General features: G+C 64.6%; 18 protein-coding genes. 6 read left to right on the top strand and 12 right to left on the bottom strand.

Annotated features, from left to right (window positions below; all coding sequences use genetic code 11):
- Positions 1 to 27 precede the first annotated feature (27 nt).
- From NKH98_RS20040 to NKH98_RS20075, 8 genes are all read right to left on the bottom strand, one after another.
- Entirely contained in the window at positions 28 to 1,044 is a 1,017-nt protein-coding gene (locus NKH98_RS20040; RefSeq protein WP_254819652.1) for an ABC transporter permease, read from the bottom strand.
- Entirely contained in the window at positions 1,041 to 2,606 is a 1,566-nt protein-coding gene (locus NKH98_RS20045) for a sugar ABC transporter ATP-binding protein (RefSeq protein WP_352807126.1), read from the bottom strand. The genes NKH98_RS20040 and NKH98_RS20045 overlap by 4 nt, the downstream gene beginning before the upstream one ends.
- Before the next feature lie 250 nt (positions 2,607 to 2,856).
- Positions 2,857 to 3,807, bottom strand: coding sequence for a substrate-binding domain-containing protein (locus NKH98_RS20050; RefSeq protein WP_352705295.1), 951 nt, complete (start codon positions 3,805 to 3,807; stop codon positions 2,857 to 2,859).
- Between the two features lie 229 nt (positions 3,808 to 4,036).
- Positions 4,037 to 5,044, bottom strand: coding sequence for an aldo/keto reductase (locus tag NKH98_RS20055; RefSeq protein ID WP_352900885.1), 1,008 nt, complete (start codon positions 5,042 to 5,044; stop codon positions 4,037 to 4,039).
- A 252-nt stretch (positions 5,045 to 5,296) separates the two neighbouring features.
- Positions 5,297 to 6,091, bottom strand: a complete 795-nt coding sequence (locus tag NKH98_RS20060; RefSeq protein ID WP_352900888.1) for a tetratricopeptide repeat protein — start codon at positions 6,089 to 6,091, stop codon at positions 5,297 to 5,299.
- Complete coding sequence (locus NKH98_RS20065; RefSeq protein ID WP_352900891.1) at positions 6,048 to 6,368, bottom strand: OmpA family protein; 321 nt, start codon at positions 6,366 to 6,368, stop codon at positions 6,048 to 6,050. Before NKH98_RS20065 ends, NKH98_RS20060 begins: the two co-directional genes overlap by 44 nt.
- A gap of 163 nt (positions 6,369 to 6,531) precedes the next feature.
- A complete protein-coding gene (locus tag NKH98_RS20070) occupies positions 6,532 to 7,068 on the bottom strand; it encodes a LytR C-terminal domain-containing protein (protein ID WP_352900893.1) in 537 nt (178 codons plus the stop codon).
- Positions 7,065 to 8,447, bottom strand: a complete 1,383-nt coding sequence (locus NKH98_RS20075) for a coiled-coil domain-containing protein (RefSeq protein WP_352900896.1) — start codon at positions 8,445 to 8,447, stop codon at positions 7,065 to 7,067. Before NKH98_RS20075 ends, NKH98_RS20070 begins: the two co-directional genes overlap by 4 nt.
- Before the next feature lie 395 nt (positions 8,448 to 8,842).
- On the opposite strand from NKH98_RS20075, the gene NKH98_RS20080 reads away from it, so the two are divergent.
- The 6 genes from NKH98_RS20080 (at position 8,843) to NKH98_RS20105 (ending at position 15,627) form a co-directional block, all read left to right on the top strand.
- Positions 8,843 to 9,067, top strand: coding sequence for a hypothetical protein (locus NKH98_RS20080; protein ID WP_352900898.1), 225 nt, complete (start codon positions 8,843 to 8,845; stop codon positions 9,065 to 9,067).
- A 154-nt stretch (positions 9,068 to 9,221) separates the two neighbouring features.
- Positions 9,222 to 11,720: a DNA ligase D gene (gene ligD, locus NKH98_RS20085; protein ID WP_352900901.1), complete on the top strand. Its 2,499-nt coding sequence runs from the start codon at positions 9,222 to 9,224 to the stop codon at positions 11,718 to 11,720.
- Positions 11,721 to 11,952: 232 nt separating this feature from the next.
- On the top strand, positions 11,953 to 12,867 hold the full coding sequence (gene ku, locus NKH98_RS20090) for a non-homologous end joining protein Ku (RefSeq protein ID WP_352807142.1): 915 nt from the start codon (positions 11,953 to 11,955) through the stop codon (positions 12,865 to 12,867).
- Positions 12,864 to 13,955, top strand: coding sequence for a tetratricopeptide repeat protein (locus NKH98_RS20095; protein WP_352900903.1), 1,092 nt, complete (start codon positions 12,864 to 12,866; stop codon positions 13,953 to 13,955). The genes ku and NKH98_RS20095 overlap by 4 nt, the downstream gene beginning before the upstream one ends.
- Before the next feature lie 247 nt (positions 13,956 to 14,202).
- On the top strand, positions 14,203 to 14,847 hold the full coding sequence (locus tag NKH98_RS20100; protein WP_352900906.1) for an alpha/beta hydrolase family protein: 645 nt from the start codon (positions 14,203 to 14,205) through the stop codon (positions 14,845 to 14,847).
- Positions 14,848 to 14,856: 9 nt separating this feature from the next.
- Complete coding sequence (locus NKH98_RS20105) at positions 14,857 to 15,627, top strand: exodeoxyribonuclease III (RefSeq protein WP_352900909.1); 771 nt, start codon at positions 14,857 to 14,859, stop codon at positions 15,625 to 15,627.
- Between the two features lie 37 nt (positions 15,628 to 15,664).
- On the opposite strand, the gene NKH98_RS20110 is transcribed toward NKH98_RS20105, so the two are convergent.
- The 4 genes from NKH98_RS20110 to NKH98_RS20125 all read right to left on the bottom strand — a co-directional run bounded on the left by NKH98_RS20110 (position 15,665) and on the right by NKH98_RS20125 (position 17,433).
- Positions 15,665 to 16,129 (bottom strand): GFA family protein, encoded by a 465-nt coding sequence (locus NKH98_RS20110; RefSeq protein WP_352900912.1) that lies wholly within the window; start codon positions 16,127 to 16,129, stop codon positions 15,665 to 15,667.
- A gap of 96 nt (positions 16,130 to 16,225) precedes the next feature.
- Complete coding sequence (locus tag NKH98_RS20115; protein WP_352900915.1) at positions 16,226 to 16,510, bottom strand: hypothetical protein; 285 nt, start codon at positions 16,508 to 16,510, stop codon at positions 16,226 to 16,228.
- Positions 16,458 to 16,658 carry a tautomerase family protein gene (locus NKH98_RS20120; RefSeq protein WP_254819641.1) on the bottom strand — a complete coding sequence of 67 codons (201 nt, stop codon included), beginning with the start codon at positions 16,656 to 16,658 and terminating at the stop codon, positions 16,458 to 16,460. The genes NKH98_RS20115 and NKH98_RS20120 overlap by 53 nt, the downstream gene beginning before the upstream one ends.
- A gap of 34 nt (positions 16,659 to 16,692) precedes the next feature.
- Positions 16,693 to 17,433: an SDR family oxidoreductase gene (locus NKH98_RS20125; RefSeq protein ID WP_352475535.1), complete on the bottom strand. Its 741-nt coding sequence runs from the start codon at positions 17,431 to 17,433 to the stop codon at positions 16,693 to 16,695.
- Positions 17,434 to 17,531 lie beyond the last annotated feature (98 nt).

Consider the following 17,531-nt stretch of genomic DNA (forward strand, 5'->3'; position numbering starts at 1 on the left):
TATGGCACCGCAACGTTCGCTCGGCCATCACCGCCTTACCCGCGATTTCAGCCAGCGGTCGAAGGCCACGGCGAGGATGAGGATCAGGCCGATGACGATGCTTTGCGTGTAGGACGAGACGTTGTTGAACTGCAGCCCGTTCTGCAAGACGCCGATCAGTCCTGCACCGACCACCGTGCCGCCGACGCTGCCGATGCCGCCGAACAGCGAGGTGCCGCCGATAACGACCGCCGAGATCACCGTCAGCTCGTAGCCTATGCCGGCGACGGCTTCGGAGGAGTTGAGCCGCGCCGACAAAACGAAGGCGGCAAGGCCGGCGAAGAAGCCGACGATGATGTAGACCGAGATCAGGATGCGGTCGACACGCAGGCCGGAGAGGCGCGCGGCCTCGGCATTGCCGCCGACTGCGTAGACCGCGCGGCCGTAGCGCGTGTAGCGCAGCACGATGTGGCAAAGGATGGCGGCAATCGCGAAGATGATCGCCGGCACCGGTACCGGGCCGATCAGGCCGGTACCGAACCAGCGCATCGAGGCGTCGAAGCCGGAGATCGGGCCGCCATTGGAGATTGTCAAGGTCAGGCCGCGAAACACGGTTAGGCCGCCGAGCGTGACGACGAAAGGCGGCACTTTCAGCCTGGTGATGGCAAAGCCCTGGACGCCGCCGGCCACGGCGCCGACGACGACGGCGGCGAGAAGGGCGGCGAACCAGCCATAGCCCTGCGTGCCCGTTGTCGACAGCGACAGCGTGTTGGCGGTGCCGCCTTTGGCCACCACCGCCGCGACCATGCCGCAGAAGGCGAGCAGCGAGCCGACCGACAGGTCGATGCCGGCGGTGAGGATGACGAAGGTCATGCCGAGTGCGATCAGGCCGGTGATCGAGATCTGGCGCATGATGTTGAACAGGTTGATCGGGTCGATGAAGCTCGGCTTCAGCACGGTGAAGACGACGATCAGCAACGCCAGGAACATCAGCGGGCCGAAGCTCATCAGCAGGCGCGCAATATTGACGCCACCGCGCTGGCTCCGTTCGGTCGTACTGGTCATTGCGTTGCTTCCTGCTTCTGGTCGAGCGCCATCAGTTCCATCAGTTTCTCCTCGGTCGCCTCGACGCCGGGCATCTCGCCGGTAATGCGCCCGCGCCGCATGGTCACGATCCTGTCCGACACTGCAAGCACCTCGGGCAGCTCCGATGAGATCATCATGATGGCGATGCCGCGCGCGGCGAGTTCCACCAGGATCTGGTGCACTTCCGCCTTGGCGCCGACATCGACGCCGCGCGTCGGTTCATCGACGATCAGCACCTTGGGATCGCGCGCCAGCCATCGGGCAAGGATCACCTTCTGCTGGTTGCCGCCGGACAGGCCCTCGATCGCCTGTTCGGGCGAAGCCATGCGGATCGACAGCATCTTCCTGTAGTTTGCCAGCGCCTCGCGTTCGCGCCGCTCGGCCATGAAACCGACACTGGAGTAGCGGTCGAGCGCGGCGATCGAGAAATTGGTTAGGATCGCGAGTGCTGCGAAGATTGCCTGGTGCTTGCGGTCCTCCGGCACCAGGCCGATGCCGAGCTCGATGGCGTCGGCGGGCGAGGCCGGCGCGATCGGCCTGCCGTCGAGCATGATGGTGCCGGCGGCAATGCGGTCGGCACCGAAGATGGCGCGGGCGAGCTCGGTGCGGCCGGAGCCGACGAGCCCGGCGACGCCGAGGATTTCGCCCGCCTTGAGGTCGAGATCGACGCCTTCGAGTACGATGGCGTGCGGCGCCTGCGGATCGCGCACCGTGCGCAGGCCGCGCACCGAGAGCCGGACGTCGCCGGCGACATCGCGCTGCGTCGGCCTGGCATAGAGCTCGGACGCGGCACGGCCGACCATCTTCTCGATGATCTTCGGCAGCCTGATCGGCCCGCCTTCGCGGTCGAGATGGCCGGCCAGCCTGCCGTCGCGCAGCACGGTCATGCGGTCGCAGATCGCCGATGCCTCCTCCAGCCGGTGGGTGACGAACATGATGGCGACGCCATCCTTGCGCAGCCGGTCCATGATCGACATCAGCCTGTGCACTTCGGTTTCGGTCAGCGCCGAGGTCGGCTCGTCCATGATGATCAAGCGGCTCTTCAGCGATAGCGCGCGGGCGATTTCGACCAGCTGCTGCTCGGCCACCGACAGTGCGGAAACCGGCGTCGCCGGGTCGAGATTGAGCCCGACGCGAGCGATGATCGTGCGGGAATCTTCCTCCATTCGCCGCCAACTGACCAGCCCGAACCGGCCGAGCGGCGCGCGGCCGATGAAGATATTCTCCGCCACGGTCAGCGTCGGGATCAGGCTCAGCTCCTGGTAGATTGTTACGATGCCGTGGCGCTTGGCATCCTGCGGATTGTGCGGGCTGAATTCGACACCGTCGAAGACGATGCGGCCGCTGGACGGCGGCATCACGCCGGACAGGATCTTGAGCAGCGTCGATTTGCCGGCTCCGTTCTCGCCGAGCAGGCCGAGGATCTCGCCGGGACGGACTTCAAGCGAAACGTCGTTCAGCGCGGTGACGCCGGCAAAGCGCTTGGTCACGCCCTCGACGGCGAGCAGGGCGGGAGAGGGCGCAATGGCTTCGACTGGCAAAGGATGCTCCTTGAATTGCGATCCACCCGAAAGGCCAGCGGGACAGCGCCCCCCTCTGCCCTGCCGGGCATCTCCCCCTCAGGGTCCCTCAGGGGGAGATCGGATGTCACCCAGGCTTTCGCTAGTCTCCGGCGTTGAAGAGAAGGCAACGCGTTGAAACTGCCAATCTCCCCCCTTGAGGAGGAGATGCCCGGCAGGGCAGAGGGGGGCGCGACAGAACGCTGCTTTTGGCGCTGTGCGCCCTCGGCGCCTACTTCGTCTCGCCCAGCCTCTCCGCCTTGTCGAGATTCTCCTTGCCGATGACGATCGGCGTCAAAAGCACCAGCTTTTCCTTCGGCTCGGTCTTGTCCCTGGCGTAGGCGACCGCGATCTGCACCGCAGTGCGCGATTGTTCGCCGGGGAATTGCTCGACCGTCCCGGCCAGCTTGCCGTCGCGCACGGCGACCAGCGCTTCGGGAAGCGCGTCGAAGCCGTAGATCTTGACGTCGGTGAAGTTGCGCGCCGCGCAGGCTTCAACCGCGCCAAGCGCCATGTCGTCATTGGCGCAGATGATCGCGTCGGGCTTGCCGTTGGCGGCAAGGCCGGCCTCGGTGACGGACAGCGCCTCGGCGCGGGCGAAGTTGGCGGTCTGCTCGAAGATGATCTGGTACTTGTCCTTCATCGGATCGAGGACATTGTGCACACCCTTGTTGCGGTCGATCGCCGGGCCGGCACCGGGCTGGCCCTGCAGATGGAAGATCTTGGCGCCGTTCGGGAACGCCGCCACCATGGCCTGCGCTTCGGCCTCGCCGCCTTTGACATTGTCGGCGCCGACATGGGCGAGGATGCCCTCGACGCCGTCGACGCGGCGGTCGATGGTGACGACGGGAACGCCGGCCTTGACCGCTTCTTCGATGGCTGGGGCCAGCGCATTGACGTCGAGCGGCGAGATGACGATGGCGTTGACCTTCTGCACGAGTGCCGCCTCGATGTCGGCGGTCTGCTTGGGCGCCGAGTTCTGGCCGTCGCTCTCGATCAGGTTGACGCCCTGCGCCTGGGCTTCCGCCTTGATCTGGTTCAGCATGTGCACGAAGAACGGAAAGCCCAGGCTCGGCACCGAGCCGAGGATGGTCAGCTTGTCCTGGGCAAAAGCTAGTTGCGGAGCGGCCAGCGCCAGGGCGCCCATCGCCGCGGTCGACAGCAGGAATTCACGTCTGTTGATCAATTTAGTCTCCTCCCAGATGAGCGCACGACCCCGGAACCGGAATGGGTTTTCCGGAAGGTTCCTTGCGTCGATTCAAAAATGGAGTGTCCTTCGAGCGCCCAACTCGTGTTTGAAGGGACGCAACGGCGCTCCAGCCGGTCCACCGCGACGTTCTCCTCCGCTCGGTGCCTGCCCAAGGATGCTAGCCAAGGCCGGAGCTTTGCGCAAGAACGGGAGAAGGCAAGACCTACCGATCGATCATCATCATGGTGCGCTCGCCGTAGCGCGGACCGGCGACCTTGCCGGGCGCCAATGCGTCGTCGAGCACCTGCATCTCGGCGGCGTCGAGCCTGATCGAAGCCGCGGCGACGTTCTCCTCGAGGTATTTTCTGCGCTTGGTGCCGGGGATCGGCACCATGTCGATGCCGAAGGCGCTCCCTTTGTGGAGCAGCCAGGCCAGCGCGATCTGACCTGGCTTGACGCGCTTGGCCGCGGCGATATCGAGTACCATGACCGCCGCCTGCATATTGGCGTCATAGTTGGCGCCCTGGTAGCGCGGGTCGCCGCGCCGGTAATCGCCCTCTGGATAGTCTTCGGCGCGCCTGACGTCGCCGGTGAGAAAGCCGCGGCCGAGCGGCGAGAACGGCACCAGGCCGATGCCGAGCTCCTTCAGCAGCGGAATGATTTCCGGTTCCAGATTGCGCTCCCATAGCGAGTATTCGCTCTGCACTGCCGACACCGGATGAACGGCATGCGCCCGGCGGATGTTGGCGGCACCGGCTTCCGACAGGCCGAAGAAGCGAACCTTGCCCTGAGCGATCAGCTCGCCGACAGCACCCGCCACATCCTCGATCGGCACCGCCGGATCGACGCGGTGCTGATAGAGGAGGTCGACATGGTCGGTGGCGAGCCTTCTCAGCGAACCTTCCAAAGCCTCGCGGATATGTTCGGGCCGGCTGTCGCGCTCGGTGCCGACTTGCTTGCCGTTTTCGATGCGGAAACCGAACTTCGTCGCGATCGTCACTTCATCGCGCCGGCCCTTCAGCGCGCGGCCGAGCAGCTCCTCGTTAGCGTACGGCCCGTAGACTTCCGCAGTGTCGAGGAAGGTGCAGCCGAGTTCGATGGCGCGGTGCAGCGTGGCGGTCGATTCCGCCTCGTCGGCCGGACCGTATGACTGGCTCATGCCCATGCAGCCGAGACCGATTGCCGAGACTTGCAGCCCCTGGCTGCCGAGTTTGCGCATCGTCAATGTCATCTGAGGTTCTCCGGGGTCGGTGTCGCAGTCCAAGCCGCCATATCCCATATAGCGCGCCGGTTGGGTTTCCACAGCCGATAGCTGACCGGCCATTTGAATCCAGGTCAAAGTGCGCCGCATCGATGCGCTTACAGTGTCCGCTCTTGGGAAGGACGCAAGCAGGCGGGTGGTCCGGGCCGGAAAGGCCAGAAGCAGCTACTAGCTTCGGACCACCCGTGGCCTTGATTGATGCGATCGCCACCAATCACACCATCAGTTGGCAGCGGTGCGCATATAAGACCAATCGCTGGCAGCGTAGCGGCCACCCCTTCGTGCCACGGCGAGCACGCGCCATGCGAAGGCTCCCTTATGACTTGAGAGAGCCACGTTCAGGCTCGAAATATCGACAAAGCCGGAATAGATCTCACTTGAACCAGATGGCACAAGTGCGAGCAACTCCACGAAGAAGCGCACTCCCTCTGGTTGCTGGCGTGCCGTCCACACTAGCTCGACACTATTTGCGCTGGAGCCAATCAACTCGCCATATGTAGGCGCGATGAGTATTGGAGCGGAAAGCGTCGCGGCCTTTGCGCCACCAGAGCGAATGGCAGTCAGGTGCGCGCGAGCAGCCGGGAGACCGGATGCTTTGAACCACGCACGGGCGAGATCGACGTTTTGCGGAACGCCTTGCCCTGCCTCGTAAAGCTGGCCGAGATTATATGCCGCTCTTCGAATGCCATGAGAGGCCGCACGCGCGTACCATGTGGCGGCTTGCGCCATATCCGGGGACACGCCGCGGCCGCTGTCAAGCATGATGGCAACATTGAATTGTGCTTCGGGCAGACCCGCTTCTGCAGCACGGCGGTACATGTCGAAGGCGAGCCGAGCACCTGTCGGCCCGCCCATCAAGTCTTGTCGCAGTGCCTCGCGAAACAAAGCACTCGGATCCTCGGCGCTAGCCGGCGTCACCGACTGTGCGAACGCGAGCAATAGACTGGCCGCGGTCACGAAGCGGCGCACGGCGTTAGCGCCAGGTGATCTCGACACGACGGTTTTCAGGTTCGGCAATACCCTCTTCGGTCGGAACCGCGAGTTCTGTTTCGCCTTTCGCCAGGACCTGGAACCGGTCGACCGGAAGTCCGCGATCGAGCAAAGCTTTCAGCACCGCTGTCGCCCTGCGCTGAGAAAGCAAGAGGTTCTGCGCTGGTGGTCCGGCACGATCGGCACTGCCAGTAACGATCATGACTTGCGGCTTGCCCTCGTTGAACGCGCGAGACGCTTGATCGAGGACTTCTCTGTCCTTGGGAAGAATTGTGCTGCTGCCGGTGCCGAAATGGATGACCAATGGGGCCGGTCCACTTTGTGGTTTCGCGCTTTCCGGCGTCGCGGGCGAAGGCGGATCTGTTTGCGCGAAAGCAGATGTGCTTCCCAGCAGGATAATAAAGGCGAGATGGCGAACAAAGCAACTGAGGTTCATATCAGACTCCTGTTTTGCGCTACCTTACTAGTTACCGCCCGATTACCACTTCGATAGTTCCGGGGCGGGGGAGTGAACCATCGTCCGCAAATGCGCGCTGGATGAGTGCAGCTTCCACAAGCCCAGCCGCTATACGCTCTGCGCTTGGTCGATCTTCATTATAAAAGTACATGACTTCGTTTGCCCGAGAGCTTGTGGGTGAATTGCCAGATTTTACGACGTCGAGACCCTGAGCTCGCAGACTCCGCTCAAGGGTCGCCGCTCGTGTTCGCGCGGAATCGCGGTTACGCGCAAAGCGCAGAATGACTCGTGGAGTTGTATCTGAGGGCAGAACGATATCAGGCGATATGCCGATGGTTGCGGTAGACTGAGGCTGAGGCGACTCTTGAGGCTGAAATGCTTCAGCAAACTGCTTTTCAAGGCGATCCATCTGCTTTTCAAGGCGATCCATGCCGGCATGATTGTCCGTCGCCTGCCGCCGCAATTTCTCGATCTGAGCCACGAGCTCGGACCGCTGGCGATCGAGTGCGGCCGCATCCGGCGACGGCGCCCGGGCGACGTCGCTCACCTGCGCTCGCAACTGCGCAGCTCCGTGCGATCGGCGGTCGCGTCCTGCCGCAGCTTTTCGATCTCGGCCACGAGCTCTGCCCGCTGGCGATCGAGTGCGGCCGCATCCGGTGACGGTGCCCGGGCGGCTCCTCTCACCTGCGTCCGCAGCTGCGCCAGGGCCGCACGGTCGGCGGTCGCCGCCTGCCGCAGCTTTTCGATCTGAGCCACGAGCTCGGACCGCTGGCGATCGAGTGCGGCCGCGTCCGGTGACGGTGCCCGAGCGATGTCGCTCACCTGCGCTCGCAACTGCGCCAGCTCCGTGCGGTCGGCGGTCGCCGCCTGCCGCAGTTTCTCGATCTGAGCCACGAGCTCTGCCCGCTGGCGATCGAGCGTAACCGCATCCGGTGGCTGTGCCCGGGCGGCTTCTCTTACCTGCGTCCGCAGCTGCGCCACGGCCGCACGGTCGGCGGTCGCGTCCTGCCGCAGCTTTTCGATCTCAGCCACGAGCTCGGTCCGCTGGCGATCGAGCGCATCCGGCGGAGGCGCCCGGGCGGCTTCGCTCACCTGCGTCCGCAGCTGTGCCAGCTCCGCGCGGTCGGCGGTCGCCGCCTGCCGCAGCTTTTCGATCTCGGCCGCGAGCTCGGTCCGCTGGCGGTCGAGCGCATCCGGCGGAGGCGCTCGGGCGGCTTCGCTTACCTGCATCCGCAGCTGCGCCACGGCCGCACGGTCGGCGGTCGCCGCCTGCCGCAGCTTTTCGATCTCGGCCGCGAGCTCTGCCCGCTGGCGATCGAGCGCAACCGCATCCGGCGGAGGCGCCCGGGCGGCTTCGCTCACCTGCGCTCGCAACTGCGCCAGCTCCGCGCGGTCGGCGGTCGCTCCCTGCCGCAACTTTTCGATCTCGGCCGCGAGTTCAGTCCGCTGGCGGTCGAGCGTAACCGCATCCGGTGGCGGTGCCCGGGCGGCTTCTCTTACCTGCGTCCGCAGCTGCGCCACTGCCGCGCGGTCGGCGGTCGCGTCCTGCCGCAGCTTTTCGACTAACTGGGGGAGGTTCGTGCTGTCGCCCGCCGCCACCTGCTGCAATTTTTCGATCTGACCCAAAAGTTCGGTCAACTGGCGATCGAGCGTAGCCGAATCCGGTGGCGGCGCCCGGGCGGCTTCGCTCACCTGCGTCCGCAGTTGCGCTACAGTCGCGCGGTCGATCGTCGCGTCCTGCCGCAGCTTTTCGATCTCAGCCGCGAGCTCGGCCAGCTGGCGATCGAGCGGGGCGGCATCCGTCGAAGCCGCCTGGGCGGCTTCGCTCACCAGCTCCGTGTGATCGGCGGTCGCCTGCTGCCGCAACTTTTCGATCTCAACTGCGGACGCAGTCGAGAGCGTAATTGTCGCGCCGACGATCAACATACTAGCCAAGAGTATTTTTTGCCATTTGACACGAAACCAGCCCCTGGATTTCAGCAACTCGGCGCCGCTTGCAGGTGGAACCGCAGCTTTGAGGCCAATGTCTGTCCGTTTTCCGTTCGTCAAAAAAGCGACCTCGGTCGGGGGCTTGCTATCCCGCGACGCCAACTGGAAGACGTGCACCACGAGCCTACGCATAAATTCGAGCTTTTAGCTTCATCCATTCGAGGGATGCTTCATCCAGTCCGGGGAAGTGTCACGTCCCGATATATGGACGTCGGGCACTATGCGCCGGCGGTCGTGGGACGCTCGCTCGCCGAAATTGACACGACACCCCGTCTCAGCCATCCTTGAGCCGGCCGTCTTGTCTTGCGGCTCTGCGTGTATGAGCAAATTGCATGGCCAGTTCCGCTACCAGCCAAAAATCCAAGCGCGCCGCGGTGCGCAAGGCGCTCGACCGCCACAAGGTCTACATCACCGCGCAGCGTTTTTCGGCCGGCAGCTACAGCGCGCGCGTGCTGGTCGATGGCGAGGCCTATTGGGTCGACGAATTCCGGCTCTGCCAGCTGCAGCAGGGCCTGTCGCCGGCCGAACTCGAATTGACACCGGCCACCGACGATTGAGCGGCGTGACCTCCCATCTTCGTCATCCCAGGGCGGAGCAGGAGCGAAGCTGCGTCGCGGAGACCCTGGGATCGATGCCGTGACATTGGAGCGCCGCTGCGATGGGATTTTGATGCTGCGCTCGTTGCTTTTGCCCGCCACCTACGTCTAGTCCATGCCAGCTCCTTCGAAGCTCAAGGCCTATCGCGCGAAGCGCGAGTTCACGAGGACGCCGGAACCCGCCGGCGGGCTGGTTGCCGGGGAAGGCAACCGCTTCGTCGTTCACAAGCACCACGCCACCGCCGACCACTACGACCTTCGCCTCCAGGTCGGCGACGTGCTGAAGAGCTGGGCGGTGCCGCGCGGCCCCTCGCTCAATCCGGCCGACAAAAGGCTGGCGGTCGAGACCGAGGACCATCCGCTCGAATATATCGATTTCGAAGGTGTCATTCCCGAGGGCGAATATGGCGGCGGGCCGATGATCGTCTGGGACACCGGCATCTGGGCGCCAATGGACGACGTCGAGAAGAGCCTGCGCACCGGCTCCTTCAAGTTCCGGCTAGCCGGCGAGAAGCTCAATGGCGGCTGGATGCTGGCGCGGCTGAAGCCGAAGCCCGGCGAGGATGAGGGCAAGAAGAACTGGCTGCTGTTCAAGGAGCGTGATCTGGCCGCCGACGCCAAGCTCGACATACTGGAAGCCCGGCCGGAAAGCGTCAAATCCGGACGCCGCATCGAGGAACTGGCGGCAACGCCGAAGCCGGCCGCCAAGCCTGCCAAGCCGGTGGTGCTGAAGCCAGGTGCATTGCCGGGTGCCGTCAAGGCGCCGCCGCCCACCCGCATCGAGCCGCAACTGGCGACGCAGGTTTCGAAACCGCCGGGCGGCGAAGGTCCCGCGGAAAAAACGCGCGAAGCCTGGCTGCACGAGATCAAGTTCGACGGCTACCGCACCATGGCGCATGTTTCCGACGAGAAGGTCAGGCTGATCACCCGCGCCGGCCTCGACTGGACGAAGCGCTATGGCGACCTGCCGCTTGCCTTCGCCAGGCTGCCCTGCCGCGAGGCGATCATCGACGGCGAGGTCGTCGCGCTCGACGCCAAGGGCATCAGCCGCTTTGCCCTTTTGCAGGATGCGCTGGCCGAAGGCGCCGGCAACAAGCTCCACTTCTATGCCTTCGACCTTCTCTATCTCGACGGCTGGGACCTGAGGCAAGTGCCGCTCCGCCGGCGCAAGACGCTGCTTTCGCAGCTGCTGTCCGGTCTTGGCGCCAACTCCGCCATCCAGTACAGCGATCACGCCGAGGGCGACGGCCAGGCGCTTTATGACCAGGCATCGGAAATGGGGCTGGAGGGCGTCGTCTCGAAACGTGCTACGGCGGTCTACCAGAGCGGCCGCACCAAGACCTGGACCAAGACCAAGGCGCTTCAGACCGGCGATTTCGTTATCGCCGGCTACACTGTCTCCGACGCGGCCGAGGGGCTGGCCGCACTCGGTCTCGGCGAATTCGAGGATGGCGAGCTGCACTATCGCGGCAAGGTCGGCACCGGCTTCGACGCCGCCACCGCCGGCGAGTTGCTGGCGCGGCTGGAGCCGTTGCGCGCCGGGGCGTCCGCGCCGGAAGGTGTTCCGCGCGAAATCATGCGCGAGATGAACTGGGTGCGGCCGCTGCTTTCGGCGCATATCCACTACGCCAACCGGACCACCGACAATGCGCTGCGCCATGCCGTGTTCCGCGGCCTGCGCGACGTCGGCCTGTCGACGCCGGTTTCGGCCAAGCGCAAGCGGCTGATCGCCGAGGCCGACCTCGCAACCATCTGGGTGACCAACCCGACGCGGCGGCTATTCGGCAAGACCGGCCCGACCAAGCTCGACATTGCCGTCTATTACGCGCTGGTCGGCGATTTCATGCTGCCGCACATTCTCGGCCGGCCGGTGTCGCTGGTGCGCTGCCCGACCGGCAGGCCGCAGGACTGTTTCTTCCAGCGCCATGCCTTCACCGGCATGCCGTCCTCCGTGGCGACCTTCGAGGCGACCAACTCCGAGGGCGAGACCAAATCCTATCTCTCGGTGGAAGACGCCAAGGGCTATCTGGCGCTGGCGCAGTTCGGCGTCGTCGAGTTCCACACCTGGGGCACCCATCGCACGCGGCTCGACAAGCCGGATTTGATCGTTTTCGATCTCGACCCGGGCGAGGGGATCGCCTGGCGCGACGTGGTGGAGGCGGCGGTGCATATTCGCAGCGAGCTCGAAGCGCTAGGGCTGGTGCCGTTCGCCAAGACCTCCGGGGGCCACGGCATCCACATCACCGTGCCGGTGACACAAAAGCAGAACTGGAAGAAACTGCACCAGGCGACCAGCGCCATCTCCACGCATCTTGCCGCCACCGCGCCCGACACTTTCACCACCACCATGGGCAAGGAGAACCGCAAGCGGCGCATCTTCATCGATTTTCACCGCAATGCGCGCGGCCACACCTCGGCGGCTCCCTATTCGCTGCGCGCCCGCACCAATTTGCCGGCCTCGACACCGGTGAGCTGGAGCGACCTGGAATCCATCGACGCCCCGCAGGATCTGAATTATTCGTCACTGCCGGGTCTGCTGGCGACGTCCGGCGACCCTTGGGCCGACATGGAAGATTTCGCCCGGGATTTGCCGTTGATAGCCACCGCGAGGTAGTTCTGCGGGCTCCCAGACTCCATCGACGCTCCGGAAAATTTGAATTATTCTTCGCCGTGGACCTCTTGCATGCAGGCGGCTCTCAGCGGAGGAAGATTTCGCTAGGGATTTGCCGGTATTGTAAGGGCCCGGTATTGTAAGGGCAATGTAGGATTTCGGCAGTCCCGTTCGTCCTCCGGACGAATGAACGCTGCGAACAGTTCGACAGCACAAGGCCGCGTAGGAGTATTTCATGGCGCCCAGGGCAAGTTGGAAAGGTTACCTCAAGCTCAGTCTGGTCAGCTGTCCGGTCCGGCTCTATCCGGCGACGAGCGCCAGCGAGCGCATCAGCTTCAATCAGCTGCACAAGAAGACGCACAACCGCATCAACATGAAGCCGGTCGACCCCGAGCTCGGGCTGGTCGAGCGTTCGGACCTGGTCAAGGGCTACGAATACGAGGACAAGCAGTACATCATCATCGAGGACTCCGATCTCGATGCGGTGCGCATCGAATCCAACCATACGATGAATATCGAGGCTTTTGTCGACGAGCATTCGGTCGACGTCATCTATCAGGACGCGCCCTATTACCTGGCGCCGGATGGCGCAATGGCCGAGGAGACCTTTGCCGTGTTGCGCGAAGCGATGCGCAAATCGGGCAAGCTGGCGATCGCCCGCCTTGTGCTGTCCAGCCGCGAGCGCGTCGTGACGATCGGCGCGCGCGAGAACGGCATGTTCGTCTGCACCTTGAGGAATCCGAACGAAGTGCGTGGCACGGCTGAATATTTCGGCAATATCCCGGCCGGAAACCCCGATCCCGAAATGCTGCAATTGGCCGAAGCGCTGATCAAGCAGAAGGAAACCACCTTCGATCCAAAGAATTACGAGGACCGCTACGAGATCGCGCTGATGGCGATGATCCGCGAGAAGCTCAAGGGCCACAAGCCTATCATCGCGGCGGCGCCTGAGCGCGGCAATGTCATCAACCTCATGGATGCGCTGAAGGCGAGCCTGTCGCAATCGGCCAAGCCGCCGGCCAAGTCCAAGAGCAAGGCCGATGAAACGGCCAAGCCCGCGGCGAAATCCGCCAAGGCCGGCGCCGCCGCGGCCAAGGAAAACCCGCTCAAGGCGAACCTTCTCAAAGCCGTCGGCAAGAGCAAGGCGTGACGGCTCTCGCCGGCACGGTCTTCGGCATCGTCGGCGCGCTGGCGGCCTTCCCGCTCAGGCTGGCGGCGCGTGAGGTCGAGCGCCGGCACGGCCAGTTGCGGCGCGGCGTCACTCGGCGCACCACACATGTCGTGTTGGGCCGCATGTTGCTCGCCAGGGCCGGCGATACCGAGATTGAACGCCGCGTCGTCACCGAGCGCGCGGCCGGGCGCAAGCTGGTCAGCGAGAACGGCTTCCTGCGCCTGCTCGGGCTGATGAAAGCGCCGGAGGCTTCGGCGCTGTCGCGGCAGTCGCTGATCGACCAGTCGCGGCTGACCGGCGCGGATTTCGACCTTTTGTCGCTGTTCGATGCCTTCGAGCATGATTGCGAACCGTATTCCTTTCGCGACCTGATCCTCGCCCGCAAATATGCCGGGCTGGTTGCCGGCGGCGCCTCGTGGGGGGCGATCGCGCGCTCTGTGCATCGCTCGGGCCCGGTCGCCTCGCTCACCGCCAAGTCGCTCGCCGTCGGCTCGCAGCATGGGAGGGCCGACGCGATCTATCTCGAGGGAGGCCAGAGCGAACTTGACGGCCAGCTGCTGTTCGATCTGGGAACGCGGGATGACGACACGCTGGAAGAGCTGTTCGCCGATGCCGAGGCGGCGGAAGAGGCTGAAGACCACGAGCAGGCGGCGGCACTCTACCAGCGCTGCCTGGCCATCGACCCGAGCGATGCCATCGCCGCCTTCAACCGCGCCAACTGCCTGCGCGCGGCCGGCCACGCGGCCGAGGCGGCGCACGACTATGCCCGCGCCATCAAGTGCGACCCCGGCTTCGTAGAAGCCTGGTTCAATCTTGCCGGGCTGATGAGCGAAGAGGGGCGGGTACCCTCGGCGCGCCGCCATTTGCTGAAGGCGATCGCACTCGATCCCAATTATGCCGACGCGGTGTTCAACCTTGCGAGGCTGGAGTTCGATGCCGGCAATTTCGCCGAGGCGCGGCGTCGCTGGGTGCGCTACCTCGAACTCGACGCCAATTCCGAATGGGCGCGTATGGCGGCCAAGGGGATACAGTTCGTCGATTTGCAGCTGGCGCGGATGTCGGGGTGACGATGATTAGCGAAGGCCGAGATGACAGCCAATCTCCCCCCTTGTGGGGGAGATGTCCGGCAGGACAGAGGGGGGCGCTGTCCCGCCGACAGGTCGATCAATTGCAGAGCGTGGTTCCGCCTAGAAGGTCGACCGGAGGCTGGCATTTCTTCACGCCCCCCTCTGCCCTGCCGGGCATCTCCCCCACGAGGGGGGAGATTGGCAGCGTCGCAGTCGGCTCTCTTCCTGCACCGATTTACCCGCTGCCATGACCACCTTCCTCTTCGACGGCCCAGACACCGCCGCCATCACCATCCTGCTCGCGCATGGCGCAGGCGCTCCTATGGACTCGCCCTCGCTGACAGCCACGGCAAAAGCGCTCGCCGCGGCCGGTTTCCGCGTCGCGCGCTTTGAATTCCACTACATGGCCGCCCGCCGCTACGGCCATCGCAAGCCGCCGCCGCGCGCCGAGACGGTTAACCCGGAATACATCAAGGCGATCGCCGACCTCCGGGCGAAGGGCGTGGAGGGGCCGCTCATCATCGGCGGCAAGTCGATGGGCGGACGCGTCGCTTCGATGATCGCCGACGAGATGTTTTCGAAGGGCGAGATCTCGGGCCTGCTTTGCCTCGGCTATCCCTTCCATCCGCCGGACAAACCGACGCAGCTTCGGACAAAGCACCTCGCCGATCTCAAGACGCCGACATTGATCCTCCAGGGCACGCGCGACGAGTTCGGGACCAAAGACGAGGTCGCGACCTATGCTCTGTCCGAGGCGATCGAGATTCTCTGGCTGGAAGATGGCGACCATGATCTGAAGCCGCGCAAAAACATCTCCGGCTTCTCCACCGCCGATCATCTGACGACGCTCGCTGATGCGGTGAAGGCGTGGACCGAACGCATCGTGCGCTGAAGCAGGCCGATGAAGATCGCCACCTTCAACGTCAACAACATCAACAGCCGGCTGCCGAACCTGCTCGCATGGCTGGCCGCCGCCAAACCCGACATCGCCTGCCTGCAGGAGCTCAAGGCGAGACAGACGCAGTTTCCGCGCACCGCGCTGGCGGCCGCCGGCTACGGCGCGGTTTGGGTCGGGCAGCCGACCTGGAACGGCGTCGCCATCCTTTCGCGTGGCTCAGAACCCGTTCTGACCCGCGAGGCGCTGCCCGGCGACGATAGCGATCAGCAGGCGCGCTACATCGAAGCGGCGGTCAACGGTATCGTCGTCGCCTCGCTCTACGCGCCGAACGGCAACCCGCAGCCCGGCCCGAAATTCCAGTACAAGCTGGCCTGGCACGAAAGGCTGGAGGCGCATGCGGCGCAGTTGCTCGATACCGGCCTGCCCGTGGTGCTGGCCGGCGACTACAACATCGTGCCCGAGGCGCGCGACATCTACCCGACCCGCTCCTATGACGACAACGCGCTGGTGCAGCCGGAAAGCCGCGCATCGTTCCAGCGCCTGCTCGACCAAGGCTGGCTTGACGCGCTGCGCAAGAAGTACCCGACGGAGACGCTCTACACATTCTGGGACTATCGCCGCAATCGCTGGCCGCGCGATGCCGGCCTGCGGCTCGACCATATCTTGCTCTCGAAGAAACTGTCGCGCCGGCTGGTCGCGGCGGGCATCGACCGCGACGTGCGTGGCGAGACCGGCGCCAGCGACCACGCGCCTGTCTGGGTGGAGTTGCGGTGAAGCACGAAAACTGGCGCCGCCTCCGGGCGCCAACCAGTCAGGTTGGCCGCGCCGCTTCGCGGGCGAAAGCCTCGATCAAAGGGCCGTATCCCTCAAGGTCGGGTTGCGTAGCGAAACTGTGGGTAGCGGCGGTCGAAGCCCAGGGCAGCCTTTCCGACGTGAAGACTTCGACGAAGGGCACATACCAATGGTGCTCGTTCAGCATGGTCGCGCGAATGTTGACGAAAAAGTCCAGGCCATGCGGACGCGTGAACATCCAGTTCTTGCAATGCGGGCAGTAGAGTTGCCGGTGCGGGCCGTGCAGGCCGCCGACCACCGGCTCGCCTTGGGTGACGGCGAAACCGTCGCTCGGCACGGCGATGGTCAAGGAATACGCGCTGGCGCTCAGTTTCTGGCAGCCGGTGCAGTGACACGCCATCGTCAGCAAAGGCGGCGCACTTACGCGAAAGCGTATCCCGCCGCATAGGCAACCGCCGTCCCAAGGTAGCTTCCAATCGTCCATGGCTGGCCTCGCGTTAGCCTCTGCCAGCGATCTAGCGCGCGACCGCCATGCTGCAATCTCTCCCTTGACGGTCCCTCAAAGAAGGGCATCGGCAGCTTAGCCGTCCCCGAACCCGCGTTCGCTCGCGGCCGCGGCAGTTGAAGCGATCACATGATTGACGAAGCTGTTCGCGCCGAACCAGCGGGTGAACTGGCATTTCGTTGCCGACATGCCGTTGCGCGTCTCGTCGCTGCGCGGCCTTGGCACCTGTTGCAACGTCTCTTCCATCGAAATCTTCATGACGAGCTGGCGCTCGAGCGGGTGAAGACCGTGCTTGGGGTTCAGGATTTTATCCTGCCCCAGGAATCGTGAACACCACGTCGGCGCGGCCGTAGCCGCCATCGGCGACCTCCTCGATCAGCACCATCGTGTAGGGGCGCACGCCTTCGCCGAACATCTCGACGAACAGGGCTGTGGTCTTGTGGACGAGGTCCTCCTTCTGTTCGGCGGACAGCGCGCGCTCAGGCACCTTGAAGTTTGCAAACGGCATGATGTCGATTCCCTGTTGGTTGTTGGAGATAAAGTCAGACCGTGCCGCCATTGGCGCGCAGCACCTGGCCGTTGACCCAGCCGCTGTCCGGTCCGGCCAGGAACGACACCACGCCGGCGATGTCGGCGGGCTGGCCGAGCCGCCCCAGCGGGATCATCCTGGTGATCGTTTCGACCAGTGCCTCAGATTTGCCGCCGAGGAACAGCTCGGTGGCCACCGGCCCCGGCGCCACGACATTGACTGTGATGCCGCGCGGCCCGAGTTCCTTGGCCAGCACATGCGTCATCGCCTCGACGCCGGCCTTGGTGGCAGCGTAAACGCCGTAGGTCGGCTGGTAGAGCCCGACCACGCTGGACGAGAAGCTGACGATGCGGCCGCCGTCGCGCAGCCTTCTTGCGGCCTCGCGCATGCCGCGGAAGACGCCACCGAGGTTCACCGCGACCTGCTGCTCAAAACCGGTGTCGTCCATCTGCGCGATCGGCGCGAGCTTCATGATGCCGGCGTTGTTGACCAGCACGTCGAGGCCGCCAAACGCCTGCTCGGCTGCGTCGAACAGATGCGCCACGCCTTTGGGATCGCCGACATCGGCCTGAACGGCGATCGCCGTGCCGCCCGCCGCTTCGATCCCGCGCACCACGCCTTCGGCTGCTTCGGCGCCCCTGGCATAGTTGACGACGACCGAAAAGCCGTCGCGTGCCAGCCTTCTGGCAATTTCGGCGCCGATACCCTTCGAGGCGCCGGTTACCAGCGCCACCTTTGCATTCCGCGCAGTCATGTCAGCTCTCCAATTCTTGTCCGCTGAAAATAGGCGATAAATCCTGCGGGATAATCGCTCGGGACTTGCCAACACCATTCGGATATGGCGAACAATGG

The sequence above is a fragment of the Mesorhizobium sp. M0833 genome, assembly GCF_040319905.1.
In the GTDB taxonomy this organism is placed as follows: domain Bacteria; phylum Pseudomonadota; class Alphaproteobacteria; order Rhizobiales; family Rhizobiaceae; genus Mesorhizobium.

Coding starts and splice junctions, on each gene's coding strand:
- NKH98_RS20040 (WP_254819652.1), bottom strand. CDS start 1,044: ATGACCAGTACGACCGAACGGAGCCAGCGCGGTGGCGTCAATATTGCG.
- NKH98_RS20055 (WP_352900885.1), bottom strand. CDS start 5,044: ATGACATTGACGATGCGCAAACTCGGCAGCCAGGGGCTGCAAGTCTCG.
- NKH98_RS20075 (WP_352900896.1), bottom strand. CDS start 8,447: ATGTTGATCGTCGGCGCGACAATTACGCTCTCGACTGCGTCCGCAGTT.
- NKH98_RS20080 (WP_352900898.1), top strand. CDS start 8,843: ATGGCCAGTTCCGCTACCAGCCAAAAATCCAAGCGCGCCGCGGTGCGC.
- ligD (WP_352900901.1), top strand. CDS start 9,222: ATGCCAGCTCCTTCGAAGCTCAAGGCCTATCGCGCGAAGCGCGAGTTC.
- ku (WP_352807142.1), top strand. CDS start 11,953: ATGGCGCCCAGGGCAAGTTGGAAAGGTTACCTCAAGCTCAGTCTGGTC.
- NKH98_RS20100 (WP_352900906.1), top strand. CDS start 14,203: ATGACCACCTTCCTCTTCGACGGCCCAGACACCGCCGCCATCACCATC.
- NKH98_RS20105 (WP_352900909.1), top strand. CDS start 14,857: ATGAAGATCGCCACCTTCAACGTCAACAACATCAACAGCCGGCTGCCG.
- NKH98_RS20110 (WP_352900912.1), bottom strand. CDS start 16,129: ATGGACGATTGGAAGCTACCTTGGGACGGCGGTTGCCTATGCGGCGGG.
- NKH98_RS20115 (WP_352900915.1), bottom strand. CDS start 16,510: ATGGCGGCTACGGCCGCGCCGACGTGGTGTTCACGATTCCTGGGGCAG.
- NKH98_RS20120 (WP_254819641.1), bottom strand. CDS start 16,658: ATGCCGTTTGCAAACTTCAAGGTGCCTGAGCGCGCGCTGTCCGCCGAA.
- NKH98_RS20125 (WP_352475535.1), bottom strand. CDS start 17,433: ATGACTGCGCGGAATGCAAAGGTGGCGCTGGTAACCGGCGCCTCGAAG.